The organism is Actinomyces sp. ICM47 (assembly GCF_000278725.1).
Taxonomy (GTDB): Bacteria; Actinomycetota; Actinomycetes; order Actinomycetales; family Actinomycetaceae; genus Pauljensenia.
Genome location: NZ_ALCA01000077.1, coordinates 1 through 13725, shown reverse-complemented (window position 1 = coordinate 13725; position 13725 = coordinate 1). Strand labels below are relative to the sequence as shown.

General features: G+C 64.2%; 13 protein-coding genes. 1 reads left to right on the top strand and 12 read right to left on the bottom strand.

Annotated elements, in window-relative coordinates:
* Window positions 1-18 precede the first annotated feature (18 nt).
* The 12 genes from HMPREF1136_RS04670 to pyrR form a co-directional block, all read right to left on the bottom strand.
* Window positions 19-657, bottom strand: a complete 639-nt coding sequence (locus HMPREF1136_RS04670; RefSeq protein WP_009648181.1) for a vitamin K epoxide reductase family protein — start codon at window positions 655-657, stop codon at window positions 19-21.
* A complete protein-coding gene (gene metK, locus HMPREF1136_RS04665) occupies window positions 654-1841 on the bottom strand; it encodes a methionine adenosyltransferase (RefSeq protein WP_009648185.1) in 1188 nt (395 codons plus the stop codon). The genes HMPREF1136_RS04670 and metK overlap by 4 nt, the downstream gene beginning before the upstream one ends.
* The gene (gene coaBC / locus HMPREF1136_RS04660; RefSeq protein WP_009648190.1) at window positions 1838-3073 is read right to left on the bottom strand and encodes a bifunctional phosphopantothenoylcysteine decarboxylase/phosphopantothenate--cysteine ligase CoaBC; all 1236 of its coding nucleotides are present in this window, start codon (window positions 3071-3073) and stop codon (window positions 1838-1840) included. The genes metK and coaBC overlap by 4 nt, the downstream gene beginning before the upstream one ends.
* 1 nt (window position 3074) lies before the next feature.
* A complete protein-coding gene (gene rpoZ, locus HMPREF1136_RS04655) occupies window positions 3075-3341 on the bottom strand; it encodes a DNA-directed RNA polymerase subunit omega (RefSeq protein WP_003792400.1) in 267 nt (88 codons plus the stop codon).
* Window positions 3342-3377: 36 nt separating this feature from the next.
* Window positions 3378-3935 (bottom strand): guanylate kinase, encoded by a 558-nt coding sequence (gene gmk, locus HMPREF1136_RS04650; protein ID WP_009648173.1) that lies wholly within the window; start codon window positions 3933-3935, stop codon window positions 3378-3380.
* 27 nt (window positions 3936-3962) lie between these two features.
* Window positions 3963-4274, bottom strand: a complete 312-nt coding sequence (mihF, locus tag HMPREF1136_RS04645) for an integration host factor, actinobacterial type (RefSeq protein WP_009648178.1) — start codon at window positions 4272-4274, stop codon at window positions 3963-3965.
* Window positions 4275-4375: 101 nt separating this feature from the next.
* Entirely contained in the window at window positions 4376-5242 is an 867-nt protein-coding gene (gene pyrF / locus HMPREF1136_RS04640) for an orotidine-5'-phosphate decarboxylase (RefSeq protein ID WP_009648191.1), read from the bottom strand.
* Window positions 5239-8538, bottom strand: coding sequence for a carbamoyl-phosphate synthase large subunit (gene carB / locus HMPREF1136_RS04635; protein ID WP_009648177.1), 3300 nt, complete (start codon window positions 8536-8538; stop codon window positions 5239-5241). The genes pyrF and carB overlap by 4 nt, the downstream gene beginning before the upstream one ends.
* Window positions 8538-9725, bottom strand: a complete 1188-nt coding sequence (carA, locus tag HMPREF1136_RS04630; protein WP_009648183.1) for a glutamine-hydrolyzing carbamoyl-phosphate synthase small subunit — start codon at window positions 9723-9725, stop codon at window positions 8538-8540. Before carA ends, carB begins: the two co-directional genes overlap by 1 nt.
* Window positions 9722-11041, bottom strand: a complete 1320-nt coding sequence (locus tag HMPREF1136_RS04625) for a dihydroorotase (protein WP_009648182.1) — start codon at window positions 11039-11041, stop codon at window positions 9722-9724. The genes carA and HMPREF1136_RS04625 overlap by 4 nt, the downstream gene beginning before the upstream one ends.
* Window positions 11034-12020, bottom strand: coding sequence for an aspartate carbamoyltransferase catalytic subunit (locus tag HMPREF1136_RS04620; protein WP_009648176.1), 987 nt, complete (start codon window positions 12018-12020; stop codon window positions 11034-11036). Before HMPREF1136_RS04620 ends, HMPREF1136_RS04625 begins: the two co-directional genes overlap by 8 nt.
* 3 nt (window positions 12021-12023) lie before the next feature.
* Window positions 12024-12587, bottom strand: coding sequence for a bifunctional pyr operon transcriptional regulator/uracil phosphoribosyltransferase PyrR (gene pyrR, locus HMPREF1136_RS04615; RefSeq protein ID WP_009648192.1), 564 nt, complete (start codon window positions 12585-12587; stop codon window positions 12024-12026).
* Window positions 12588-12719: 132 nt separating this feature from the next.
* Here pyrR and HMPREF1136_RS04610 point away from each other — a divergent pair, with 132 nt between their 5' ends.
* Complete coding sequence (locus HMPREF1136_RS04610) at window positions 12720-13655, top strand: LacI family DNA-binding transcriptional regulator (RefSeq protein ID WP_009648169.1); 936 nt, start codon at window positions 12720-12722, stop codon at window positions 13653-13655.
* Window positions 13656-13725: the final 70 nt, after the last annotated feature.

Here is a 13725-nt window from a genome sequence, read left to right as displayed (position 1 = left end):
CCCATGTGCGTCCTGCGCTCAGCCCAGAAGCCTCAGACCGTACTTGCCGACGACCATCGCGAGGACGCCGAACACAATGAGGCCCCACAGCGCCCAGTCCAACCCCTGACCGACGATTCGGCGCAGCGAGGCCGGAGCCGGGATCACGCCGTCGCGGATGTTGATCCGCGTGATGCCGCCAAAGACCAGCGTGGTCGTCAGCGTGATAAGCAAGCACCAGGGACACAACACCTGAATGATGAAGTAGGACTGGCCAAAGAGCCAGAACGCGAAAAATAGCGCGATCGTGTAGAGCAGGTTCGTGCACACCATGTACCAGCGGGGAAACGTCACCCCCGCGAAAATGGCGACGGAGATCGCCAGCACCACGGCCTCGAAAAAGATGCCGAGGAACGCATTGGGGAAGCCGAGGATGCGCGCCTGCCACGTCTGGGCGACCGCCGAGCACGAGAGCACGGAGGAGACGTCACAGCCGAAGCGCGCCGACGAGTCGGCGGCCAGCTGCCACGCCTCAATCGACAGAACGAAGGAGGTGACAAGGCCGATGAAGCCCGAGATGATCATCTCCAGGCTCGTACGCTTACGCCACGACCGCCGCGCCTCCTCAGTATCCCAGGAGGGTACGTAGTCGTCGATCTGCTCCGCGGCGGCGCTCATGCGAGGGCGGCCTGAAGCTCGTCGACGCGGTTGATAGCCTCCCACGGGAACTGCTCGCGACCGAAGTGGCCGTAGGCTGCCGTCTCGCGGTAGATCGGGCGCAGCAGGTCCAGGTCCTCGATCATGCCGAGCGGTCGCAGGTCGAAGACCTCGCGGATCGCGTCGGCGATGCGCTCCTCGGGAAGAGTGGCGGTGCCGAAGGTATCGACGTACAGGCCGATCGGGCGTGCTCGTCCAATCGCGTAAGCCAGCTGAATCTCGCAGCGCTGGGCGACACCCGCAGCCACGACGTTCTTGGCCACCCAGCGGGCAGCGTACGTCGCGGAGCGATCAACCTTCGAAGGATCCTTTCCGGAGAACGCGCCACCGCCGTGGCGGGCCATGCCGCCGTAGGTGTCGACGATGATCTTGCGACCCGTCAGGCCCGCATCTGCGGCAGGCCCACCCAGCACGAAGCGACCGGAGGGGTTAATGAGAGCCTTCATCTCACCCGTAGCCAAAGCCAGCCCGGACTCCTCAATGACGGGGTCGATGACGTGGGCACGCACGGCGTCCGCGATGGCGGATTGCGTCAGGGTCTCGTCGTGCTGGGTCGACACGACGATGGTGTCGATACCGACCGGACGGCCGCCCTCGTAGGCGAGAGTCACCTGAGTCTTACCGTCGGGGCGCAGCCCCTCGACGATGCCCTGTTTGCGCACGTCGGTGAGGCGCTTGGCCAGGCGGTGCGCCAGCCAGATCGGAGCCGGCATGAGGTCAGGGGTGTCCGAGGAAGCGTAGCCAAACATGATGCCCTGGTCGCCCGCACCGAGGCGGTCGCGAGGATCGCCGCCGTCGGTGCCACGCACCTCGAGCGCCTCGTCAACGCCGCCCGCAATATCGGGACTCTGCCCGTCAAGAGAGATGGACACGCCGCAGGACGCGCCGTCAAAGCCGACGCGCGAGGAGTCGTATCCGATCGAAAGGATCTCGCGGCGCACGATCTCGGGGATCTCGACGTACGCCTCGGTGGTCACCTCGCCGGCGACATGGATGAGACCGGTTGCGGCCATCGTCTCGACAGCAACGCGCGAGTGGGGATCCGCATCAAGCAGGGCGTCGAGGATCGCATCGGAGATACGGTCACAGACCTTGTCGGGGTGACCTTCGGTGACGGACTCGGAAGAGAAAAGCTGTTGACTCACCGCTCAAGGCTATCAAGGAAAGCGGCAATCTGATCGGCAAGACCTGCCGCAACCTCATCCTTTGAGCCGGTGTAACGCCCCACGACGCGCCCGCTCGCATCCAGCAAACGAATGTCGTTGGGGACGTCGCCGAAGCCGACGGTCGCACCCACGCGATTCAGGCAGATGAAGTCGACCCCCTTGCGCGCGGCCTTGTCAGCGCCGTAGGCCAGGATCTCCTCATCCGTGCCTGTCTCCGCCGCGAAGCCGATGACGAGGGGCGGACGAATGTTACTGTGTCCGACCTCGAAGAGGATGTCGGGGTTGCGCACGAGATGCAGAACCGGCGCGTCGCTCCTCGCCGGGTCCTTCTTCATTTTCGAGGCCTGGGCGGACTGTGGGCGGAAATCTGCAACAGCGGCGGTCATAACCAGGGCGTCAGCACCGACCACCTGAGCCATCGTAGCTTCGCGCATGTCGAGCGCGCTGCCCACCCGCGTGACCTCGACCGAGGGCGGAAGAAGCGTCATGACGGAATCGTCGATGTTAGCGGCGATGAGGCGGACAGTGGCTCCTGAGCGTGCAGCGGCTGCGGCGATGGCCAGGCCCTGACGGCCCGACGACTTGTTGCCGAGGAAACGCACCGGATCGATGGGTTCGCGGGTACCGCCTGCGGTCACCACGACGGTCCGCCCATCTAGGATGGGAGCGGAGTCAGCCTTTTCTGCTCGTGCGAGCACCTCCAGGGCTCGGCGTGCAATCTCCTCGGGTTCGGGGAGGCGACCGATACCGCTGTCCCCGGACCCGAGGGCACCGGAGGCGGGATCGATGACGTGGACACCGCGACCGCGCAGCGTCGCCACGTTCGCTTGGGTGGCGGGGGCTAGCCACATGTTCGAATGCATCGCGGGTGCTACGACGACCGGCGCGTCCGAGGCGAGCACCGTCAGCGACACCATATCGTCGGCAAAGCCGCTGGCCAACCGGGCGAGGGTGTTCGCTGTCGCTGGAACGATGATGATCAGGTCGGCCACACGGGCAAGCTCCACGTGCTCGGCACGTCCTTCCCCCGCAATTTCGACAGCGACGGGGCGAGACGTGATCCCCTCCCAAGTTGAACGACCCACGAACTCCAAGGAGGCGCGCGTCGCTGCCACATACACGTCGTGGCCCGCGCGTTGACACTCGCGGACCACGATTGGTGCTTTGAAGGCTGCGACGCCGCCGGTCACCCCGACGACGATCGTTGCCATGTCAGGCCTCGGGGTTTGCTTCGAGAGAGAGCAGGCCCTCGTTGATCTCGCGCAGAGACACGGCCAGCGGCTTCTCGTCGGGCTGGACGTCGACAACGGGACCCACGAACTGAATCATGTTCTGCTGAAGCTGCAGGTTGTAGGAGTTAATCTGGCGAGCACGCTTCGCGGCAAAAATAACCAGTGCGTACTTGGAATCGACGTGCTCCAGCAGATCATCAATGGGCGGGGACGTGATACCCACGGGCTGGGCAACAATTCCGGACATACGTGTCTTCCTCTCAGTGGCAGATTCAGGTAGATATTACTCCAGGCCAATGAGCCCGGCCAGCTCACTCACCGCACGGTCGACATCGTCGTTGATCACAACGTGATCGAACTCGGAGGCCGCTTCCACCTCAACGCGGGCGGTGGCGAGTCGACGTTCACGCTCTTCCGGCCCCTCGGTACCGCGACCGACGAGGCGGCGCTCCAGCTCCTCCCAGGAGGGCGGGGCCAGGAAAATAAACTGGGCGTCGGGGCGATTAGCTCGAACCTGGCGTGCACCCGCGAGGTCGATCTCGAGTAACACCGGTTCTCCGGCTGCCAGAGCCGTATCAACGGGACCGCGAGGGGTACCGTACTTGTTTTTCCCATGAACAAGCGCCCACTCCAACATCTCTCCCCTTTCGATCATGGAATCGAATTCGCTAGGGGAAACGAAGTAGTAGTGGACGCCGTCCAGTTCACCAGGCCGAGGATTGCGAGTCGTCGCCGAAACCGACACCCTCAGGTGCGGATAGCGCTTCAAGAGAGCGGCGACAACGGTTCCCTTTCCAACGGCGGTCGGGCCAGCAAGAACTGTCAATTGAGCCTGTGTCATGGCTCAATTGTGCCATGTGTACCCGTATCAGCCGAAACGCTCGACCAAAGCCTTGCGCTGTACGGGGCCGAGGCCTCGTACTCGCCTACTTTGGGCAATCTTGTACTCGTCCATCAGGACGGCGGCCGTGTTCGTGCCGACGCGCGGCAGCGACTCCAGTAGCGAAAAGACTTTCATCTTCGCCACGGCCTCGTCTGAATCAGCGAGTTCCAAAACCTCAGACAGGTTCATCGAGCGCGCCTTGAGCGCGTTCTTAACCTCGGCGCGACGGCGCCGTGCCTGAGTTGCCTTCTCAAGGGCCTGTGCCCTCTGTTCCGGCGTGAGATCAGGTAGTGCCATTCTGATCATCTCCTCCGTTGGGATCTTCGGTAAATAAACTATGTCACCTTTCAAAGCACATGCGCCATCCCAAAACGCCGACTTCTGATTAACTCGACAGACTATTGCAGTGATTCGACCGTCGCAAGGTAGGCGTTGCGCAGTCCTGCCACACTCGGACCCGCGCCCAGAATTGCACGAGAAGACGAGGCCAACACAGCGTCCTCAGCGCCTGCGAAAACCTGCCTGACCTGCGCTGGACCAGCACCCTGTGCGCCCACTCCTGGAGCCAAAAACGCGCCTTTGAGTGCAGGCAAATCGATGCCGAGACGCTGCACAGCATCACCAACGGTCGCTCCGATGACGATGCCTGCAGGGCCAAGATGGAATTGATCACAGGAGCTATTAAAGTCCGCCAGTTGAGACACGACCTGACCTGCGACGCTGCTTCCATCCTCCCGACGCGCGTGCTGGACGGACGCTCCCTCAGGGTTGGAGGTGAGCGCGAGAACAAACACTCCCCTGCCGGTAGCTTTGGCCAACTCGAGAGCGGGCGTCAGAGAACCGACGCCCAGGTAGGGAGATAGCGTAACGGCATCGCCTGCAAGCGGAGATTGGTCCGACAAAAAGGCTTCAGCGTAGCCTGCCATCGTCGAACCAATATCGCCTCGCTTGGCGTCCACGATACACAGGGTGCCCACCTCACGGCAGGCAGCGATAACCTCTTCGAGGACCGCGACGCCGCGTGAGCCGTGCCGTTCAAAGAAGGCGGCCTGTGGCTTGAAAGCTGCGGCGCGACCACCCAGGGCCTCGACGACGCGAAGAGAAAACTCTCGCACACCGTTCGCGTCGTCGTCAAGCCCCCACTGGGCAAGAAGCGAGGCGTGTGGATCGATACCCACGCACACGGGGCCGTGCTCGCGCATGGCCGCGTAGAGGCGGTCGCCGAAGCCGAGGGATACGGGCGTAGTGGCGGACAGCGGGTTCATCGTGTCTCCTCCGTTCGGATGGCGTCCCACTCCTGCAGGGAGCGCACGGCATAGGAGCCGCGCATACGGACCTCGATGGCCTGCACCATCGCGTTGAAAGCTTGCAGCGTCGTGACGGCCGGGCGGTCCTGCGAGGCCGCGGCTGCGCGGATCTGGTAGCCGTCGTTACGCGGGGCGGACCGCTGCGGGGTGTTGACGACCATGTCGATGAGGCCCTCGTTGATAAGGTCCACGACCGTGGGTTCTCCATCCACGCCGCGTCCCTCCGAGGATTTGCGCACCGAGCGCGCCGGGATGCCGTTGCGACGCAGCACAGAAGCGGTACCGGAGGTCGCCAGGATCGTGAATCCCATTTCTGCCATACGGGCGGCGGGCAGGACGATCGCTCGTTTATCGGTGTCGGCGATCGAGATGAACACCGTGCCCGACGTGGGCATATCCGTGGACGCACCCAGCTGAGACTTGGCGAAGGCCGTCGGGAAGTCGTAGTCGATACCCATAACTTCACCGGTGGAACGCATCTCGGGGCCGAGCATCGTATCGACGATCTCGCCCTTATCCGTGCGGAAACGACTGAAGGGCAGAACGGCTGCCTTGACGGCAATAGACCCACCCTCGGGGATTTCGCGGGCGTCCGTGGCGGGCAGCATGCCCTGCTCGCGCAGCGACGCGATGGAAGCACCGACCTGGATGAGGGCGGCTGCTTTGGCGAGCTGCACGCCGGTCGCCTTGGAGGCGAAGGGCACGGTGCGGGAGGCGCGGGGGTTTGCCTCGATGACGTAGAGGGTGTCGGAGAGCAGCGCGAACTGGATGTTGATGAGGCCGCGCACGCCGACGCCCCGCGCGATCGCCTCGGTAGAGGCGGTAATACGCTCCAGCTCGCGCGCGGACAGCGTCATGGGAGGCAGCACGCAGGAGGAGTCACCCGAGTGGATGCCAGCCTCTTCGATGTGTTCCATGATCGCGCCCATGAAGAGTTCCGTGCCGTCGTACAGGGCATCGACGTCGATCTCGATGGCCGCATCGAGGAAGCGGTCGATGAGCAGCGGGCCGCGCGAGAACAGCAGCTCGGAGTCGTGGCTGGCCAGGTAATCACGCAGCGCCGGCTCGTCATTGATGATCGCCATGCCGCGCCCGCCCAGCACGAAGGACGGACGAACGAGGACCGGGTATCCAACCTTCTCGGCGACAGCAATGACCTGTTCGGGAGTGTGCGCCGTGTCGTGCGCGGGTGCCGGACAGTGGGCCGCCTCGAGAACCTTGCCGAATTCCTCGCGGTCTTCCGCCAGGTCGATGGCCCGCGGACTCGTGCCCAGGATCGGCACGCCGGCGCGCTCAAGGTCGGCTGCCAGCGAGAGCGGAGTCTGACCACCGAGCTGGACGATCATGCCCTTGACGGGGCCGGCCGCGCACTCGGCGCGGTAAATCTCCAGGACGTCCTCGAGCGTGAGGGGCTCGAAGTAGAGGCGGTCGGAGATGTCGTAGTCGGTCGACACCGTTTCGGGGTTGCAGTTGACCATGATGGTCTCGTAGTGCTCGCGCAGCGACATGGCGGCGTGCACGCACGAGTAGTCGAACTCGATGCCCTGGCCGATGCGGTTGGGGCCGGCACCCAGGATGATGACGGCCTCGCGCTCGCGCGGGCGCACCTCGTTCTCTTGGTCGTAGGTCGAGTAATGGTATGGCGTGCGGGCGGCGAACTCGGCGGCGCAGGTGTCAACCGTTTTGTAGACGGGGTGGATACCGAAGGCTCCGCGCACTTCGCGCACCGTGTCTTCGGACAGGCCACGCATGGCTGCGATCTGGCGATCAGAGAAACCGTGGCGCTTCGCCTCGGCCAGGACGTCGCCCGTCAAGGCCTCGGCCTCGCAGATGCGGGTCGCGACCTCGTCGAGGAGGAACATCTGGTCGAGGAACCAGGGGTCGATCTTCGTCGAGGCGAAAAGTTCCTCGAGGGTCGCGCCTCCGCGGATCGCCTGCTGGACCTGGACGAGACGCCCCTCTGTGCCAACCGATGCGGCCTCGATGAGCGCGCGCGTCTCCTCGGGGGTGGGCGCATCACCATCCCAGTGGAACTGTACCCCGCCCTTATCGATCGAACGCAGAGCCTTCTGGAGAGCTTCCGTGAAGGAACGACCGATCGCCATGGCCTCGCCGACGGCCTTCATCGACGTGGTGAGCGTCGGGTCGGCGGCCGGGAACTTCTCGAAAGTGAAACGCGGGACTTTCACAACCACGTAGTCGAGCGTCGGCTCGAACGAGGCCGGAGTCGAGCCCGTGATGTCGTTCGGGATCTCGTCGAGCGTGTATCCGGTGGCCAACCGAGCGGCGATCTTGGCGATCGGGAAGCCCGTAGCCTTCGAGGCCAGGGCGGAGGAGCGCGACACTCGCGGGTTCATCTCGATGACGATGATGCGGCCCGTTTCGGGGTGGATCGCGAACTGGATGTTACAGCCGCCGGTGTCCACTCCGACGGCGCGGATGACGGCGATGCCGATGTCGCGCAGGCGCTGCATTTCTCGGTCGGTGAGGGTCAGAGCCGGGGCAACCGTGATCGAGTCACCCGTGTGCACGCCGACCGGGTCGACGTTCTCGATTGAACACACGACGACGACGTTGTCCGCCTTGTCGCGCATGAGCTCAAGTTCGTATTCCTTCCAGCCGAGGATCGACTCCTCCAGGAGTACCTCGGTCGTGATGGAGGCGGCCAGGCCCTGGCCGGCGATGCGCTCAAGGTCCTCGGGCGTGTACGCGAATCCGGATCCGAGGCCGCCCATCGTGAAGGAGGGACGAACAACGAGGGGGTAGCCGAGCTCGGCGGCAGCGGCGTGGCACTCTTCCATCGTGTGAGCGATGAAGGAGCGGGCGACCTCGGCACCCGAGCGTTCGACGATCTCCTTAAATTCTTCACGGTCCTCACCCGCTCGGATCGCGTCAATCGAGGCCCCAATCAGCTCAACGTTAAATCGCTCGAGCACGCCCATCTCCGCCAGAGCCACGGCCGTGTTGAGGGCCGTCTGGCCGCCCAATGTGGGGAGGAGGGCATCGGGACGCTCCTTCTCGATGATTGAGGCGACGACCTCCGGGGTGATCGGCTCGACGTAGGTGGCGTCTGCGATGCCCGGGTCGGTCATGATGGTGGCCGGGTTGGAGTTGACGAGGATGACGCGCAGGCCCTCCTCCTTCAGGACGCGGCATGCCTGCGTTCCCGAGTAGTCGAACTCGCACGCCTGGCCGATGACAATGGGGCCCGATCCGATGACGAGGACGGACGACAGATCGTTCCTGCGGGGCATCAGTGGGTCTCCTTAGCTGCGGTCATCAGGGAAATGAAGCGGTCGAAGAGCAGCTCGCCGTCATGCGGGCCCGCTGCTGCCTCAGGGTGGTACTGGACGGAGAAGGCTGGGATGTCCAGGGCGCGCAGGCCCTCGACGACGCCGTCGTTCAGACCGATGTGCGACACCTCGACGCGTCCGTATCGGCCCGAATCGAAGGGAGCAACCGAGGGCTCCCCCACCGGGGCGTCAACCGCGAAGCCATGGTTGTGGGCGGTGATCTCCACGCGGCCCGTCGCCACGTCCTTCACCGGCTGGTTGATGCCACGGTGACCGTAGTCCAGCTTGTAGGTGCCATAGCCGAGGGCACGGCCGAAGAGCTGGTGACCGAAGCAAATGCCGAAGTACGGGATACCTGCGTCCAGGACGGCGCGCAGCACACCAATCTCTCGATCAGCCGTCGACGGGTCACCAGGGCCGTTGGAGAAGAAGACGCCGTCCGGCTTGAGCGCCTCGATGTCCGCAAAGGAAACGGTGGAGGGCACCACGTAGACGCGCGCTCCACGCGCAGCCAGGTGGAATGGCGTGCGCGACTTGATACCGAGATCAACAGCCACGACGCGGCAACGAGGCTCCTTGCCTTCCCACTCCCCCAGCGGCTCAACCACGTAAGTCTCATCCGTCGATACCTCGGCGGCCAGCGCCTGCCCGCTCATGACGGGCGACTCCGACACGATGCGCACGAGGGATGCCACGGCCTCGTCCCCCAGGTACTGCGCACCCACGGGCAGCGCGTCACCCGAGAAGATTCCGGCGCGCATAGCACCGCGCTCGCGGATGTGACGGGTGATCGCGCGGGTATCCACGTCAGCGATGCCGACGATCTCCTGAGCGACCAGTTCGTCTTCCAGTTCGCGGCGAGCACGCCAGTTCGAGGCGCGGCGAGCGGCGTCACGCACGACGAAGCCGGCCACCCAGATGCGGGAGGACTCCGGATCCTCATCGTTGACGCCCGTGTTCCCGATGTGCGGGGCCGTCATGACGACGATCTGGCGGTGGTACGACGGATCGGTCAGGGTCTCCTGATAGCCAGTCATGCCCGTCGAAAACACGATCTCACCGAGCGTGCGACCTCGCGCACCCCAGGCACGTCCCTTGAAAACGGTGCCGTCCTCCAGGACGAGCAGGGCGATATCGGTCGTAGTCATCGATCCTCCTTGGCGATCGGGGTAGCGTCGGCGACCGTCGGGACGCCGCCATAGATCGTGAAGCGCACCTGGCCGGGTAGCTCCATGCCACGGAACGGGCAGTTCGTGGAGCGGGTCCACTGCTTGGCCGGGTCAATCGTGACGCGCGCGGAAGCATCCACGAGCGTGATGTGGGCGGGGGCACCGACGACGATGCCCTGGCCCTGCGTCTCAACGCGGCCGATGCGGGCAGGGGCCGTCGACAGGACGCGCGCGACGTCCTCCCAGTTCATGCGACCGGTGTTCACCATTGTCTCAATGATGATCGGCAGGGCCGTCTCCAGACCCGTCATGCCAAACGCTCCGGCCTGCCACTCGCAGTCCTTCATCTCGAGGGGATGCGGCGCATGGTCCGTACCAACGACGTCGATCGTGCCATCCGCGAGGCCCTCACGCACCGCCTCGACGTCCTCCGCGCGGCGCAGCGGGGGGTTCACCTTGTAGAGCGGATCGTAGGTGGCGGCCAGCTGCTCGGTGAGCAGCAGGTGGTGCGGGGTCACCTCGGCGGTAATGTTTACCCCCTGGGCCTTCCCCCAGCGCACAATGTCGACCGAGCCAGCGGTAGAGAGGTGGCACACGTGCAGACGCGACCCAACGTGCTTGGCTAGCAGAATGTCGCGGGCGATGATTGCTTCCTCGGCGACCGCCGGCCAGCCGGCCAAACCAAGCTCGCCGGATAGAGCCGATTCGTTCATCTGCGCGCCCTCGGTCAGAGCGGGGTCCTGGCTGTGCTGGGCAATCACGCCGTCGAAGCCCTTGACGTATTCGAGGGCGCGACGCATGAGGACGGGATCGGAGACGCACTTGCCGTCGTCGGAGAAGACGCGCACCTTAGAACGCGAGCGTGCCATCGAACCCAGCGCCGCAAGATGCTTGCCTTCCAGTCCCTTTGTGACGGCACCGACGGGACGCACCTCGACCCAGTCGGCTGCCTCGCCCAGATCCAGCACCTGATCGACGATGGCAGCCGTGTCCTGCGTGGGCGTCGTATTGGCCATCGCATGCACGGCGGTGTAACCTCCCACGGCGGCCGCACGGGTGCCAGTGAAGACGGTTTCGGCATCCTCGCCGCCGGGCTGGCGCAGGTGCGTGTGAATATCCACAAGACCGGGCAAGGCGACCAGGCCCTCGGCATCGATGACGCGCGGGTCGCGCACCGAATCGGCTGCGCCCACCCCGATGGCAACAATCACGCCGCCGGACAACGCAATGTCGGTGGGCTGCCCACCCAGCAGGGACGCCCCCTTGATGAGAATGTCACGGGTCTGCTTAGTCATTGTGGTGTCCTTCCGATGCGAGAAGCAGATAGAGGGCTGCCATGCGGATGCACACGCCATTGCTGACCTGTTCGACGATGACAGATTGAGAAGAGTCGGCAGCCTCGGCACAAATCTCGAGGCCGCGGTTCATGGGACCCGGGTGCATGACGACCGCGTCGGGACGCAGCTTCGTGAAGCGCTCCGGTGTGAGGCCATATTCGGAGTGGTACGCACCCGGGGAGGGGAAGAATCCACCTCCGGCGCTGGACATACGCTCGCGCTGGACACGCAGCATCATGACCGCGTCAGGCTGGGTCGCCAAGGCCTCGTCAAAGTTGTACGAGGTCTCGCAGTTCCAGGTCTCGACGCCCAGGGGCAGCAGCGTCGGGGGCGCGACGAGAGTGACACGCGCGCCTAGCAGGGTGAGCAGATCGACGTTGGAACGGGCGACGCGCGAGTGGAGAACGTCGCCGACAATGACGACGTGGGCACCGTCGAGGCCGGTGCCGGGTTCGGGGATGCGGCCCGCATGGTCGGAGGCGCCGAAATGGCGGCGCAGCGTCATGGCATCCAGGAGCGCCTGAGTCGGATGCTGGTGGGTGCCGTCACCCGCGTTGAGGACCGGCAGGTTCATCCACCCGGCGTGAGCCAGGCGGTGAGCCGCACCCGAGGACGAGTGACGCACAATGACCGCGTCAGCCCCCATAGCCTGCAACGTCAGGGCAGTGTCCTTGAGGGATTCACCCTTAGAGACTGAGGAGCCGCGCGACTGGAAGTTGATGACGTCCGCGCTCAGGCGCTTGGCCGCGGTCTCGAAGGAAATGCGCGTGCGAGTCGAGTCCTCGAAGAAGAGGTTCACAACCGTCTTGCCCTGGAGAGTCGGTAGCTTCTTGACGCTGTGGTGTTGCGTGGCCGCCATCTGCTCCGCTGTATCGAGGAGCAGGATCGCCTCCTCTCGAGTTAAGTCGCGGATGGAAATGAGATGGCTGAGGCTCATCGCTTACAGGCCCTTCCCTAGCAGGACGCCGTCGCGTCCATCGGTTTCGTCGAGCAGGATGGTGACAGTTTCATCCCGCGAGGTCGGTAAGTTCTTACCGACGTAGTCCGGTCGGATCGGCAGCTCACGGTGCCCACGGTCGATAAGGACGGCGAGCTGAACGGCCGCAGGACGACCGATTCGGGTGAGTGCATCGAGCGCGGCCTTAATGGTGCGGCCCGTATAGAGGACGTCATCCACCAGGACGACGGTCTTACCGTCGAGGCCCGTAGCCGGAATGAGGGTTTCCTTAGGTGCGCGTAGCGGCTGGCTAGCCAGGTCGTCGCGGAACATCGTGGTGTCGATGATCGCCAGGTTCGCGTAGGTGTCAGACACCTCGCGAATCCTGTCGACAAGCCTGCGCGCAAGGGTGGCGCCGCGCGTCGGAATGCCGGCGATGACGAGGTTGTCGCTACCGCCGTTGCGTTCAATGATCTCGTAAGCGATTCGTGTCAGAGAGCGGGCAACGTCGTCTGCTCCCAATACTTCTTTGCCGCGCGACGCGCGATCAGCGTGCAGTGAACCCACTGCTTGCTCCTTCCCCGCCTCACAGGACGGTCATTAAAGGATGTGTTCCAGTTCAATTTTACGCGCCATGTTTGTCGCACGTAGCTGAGGCACACGTGTGAAAGGCCACGTGAGGGGCTATAGACTGGAAAAATGATCTCCGAGGAGCCGACACCAGCGATCAAACGCGGCCACAACCACACGCCAGCACAAGGTCACGACGTGTACCCCGGTCGTCGGGTCACCCTTGACGATATCGCGACCGCATCTGGGACCTCGATCGCGACGGTGTCGCGCGCCCTCCAGGGATCCCCCCGCGTGGCCTCTGCGACCCGCGAGCGAATCGAGAAGGTAGCAGAGGAACTGGGGTACCGCGCGAACGTCGCGGCATCCCTCCTCTCCTCCGCACGTCCCCACATTCTCGGCCTGATCTGCTCCTTGGGTCGGGAGCTGCACGTGCGCTACCACTCGGGTATCCTCCGCGAGGCGCAGCGGAAGGACTTTAGGGTCGTCGTTGAATCAGTCGATGACCCGCGCGACGTTGATCGCGCATGGGAATCCCTCCTACAGGTGCGCACGCAATCCGTCATAGCCGCTGATTCCTCGCTCGTCTCGCAGCGATATTCGACAGTTCCGACCGTCCTAATCGACCAGCAAGCCCCTCGTGACGACATCGACCTGATCACAAGCGCACACGAATCAGGAATGCACGAGGCGATGACGCTCCTGCGAGGACGGGGACGGCGACGTCTCGCATTCATTGAAGGTCCACCAGGACCCACAGCGCGCGCTAGACAGACTGCCTTTATCGACGCTTGTCGCTCCGTAGAACTCGATTACGTGACGTTGCCCGGCGGAGACGACGTGGACGCAGGATTCCTGGCCGTTCGTGCGGGCCTGCCCGCCGGAGTGGATGCCCTGGTCTGTTACAACGACCAGTGTGCGCACGGCGCGATCCTCGCACTCCTGAAAGATGGCTTGGTCCCCGGGCGCGACGTACTCGTCATCGGTTGCGATAACTCCGCGCTCGCTTCCTCGCGCGCACTTGCACTAACATCAATTGATCCCGGTGGTGTCAATGGGTGGTAGCAATGAGTTGGTTGAATGCTTCTGTGGGGGTGCGGTAGCCGAGGGTGGCTCTGGGGCAGTTGTTCAGTTC

Bases quoted from the DNA above. Each gene is read 5' to 3' on its own strand.
- HMPREF1136_RS04620 (WP_009648176.1), bottom strand. From the start codon at position 12,020: ATGAGCCTCAGCCATCTCATTTCCATCCGCGACTTAACTCGAGAGGAG.
- pyrF (WP_009648191.1), bottom strand. From the start codon at position 5,242: ATGAACCCGCTGTCCGCCACTACGCCCGTATCCCTCGGCTTCGGCGAC.
- carA (WP_009648183.1), bottom strand. From the start codon at position 9,725: ATGACTACGACCGATATCGCCCTGCTCGTCCTGGAGGACGGCACCGTT.
- carB (WP_009648177.1), bottom strand. From the start codon at position 8,538: ATGCCCCGCAGGAACGATCTGTCGTCCGTCCTCGTCATCGGATCGGGC.
- HMPREF1136_RS04625 (WP_009648182.1), bottom strand. From the start codon at position 11,041: ATGACTAAGCAGACCCGTGACATTCTCATCAAGGGGGCGTCCCTGCTG.
- rpoZ (WP_003792400.1), bottom strand. From the start codon at position 3,341: ATGTCCGGAATTGTTGCCCAGCCCGTGGGTATCACGTCCCCGCCCATT.
- mihF (WP_009648178.1), bottom strand. From the start codon at position 4,274: ATGGCACTACCTGATCTCACGCCGGAACAGAGGGCACAGGCCCTTGAG.
- gmk (WP_009648173.1), bottom strand. From the start codon at position 3,935: ATGACACAGGCTCAATTGACAGTTCTTGCTGGCCCGACCGCCGTTGGA.
- HMPREF1136_RS04670 (WP_009648181.1), bottom strand. From the start codon at position 657: ATGAGCGCCGCCGCGGAGCAGATCGACGACTACGTACCCTCCTGGGAT.
- HMPREF1136_RS04610 (WP_009648169.1), top strand. From the start codon at position 12,720: ATGATCTCCGAGGAGCCGACACCAGCGATCAAACGCGGCCACAACCAC.
- coaBC (WP_009648190.1), bottom strand. From the start codon at position 3,073: ATGGCAACGATCGTCGTCGGGGTGACCGGCGGCGTCGCAGCCTTCAAA.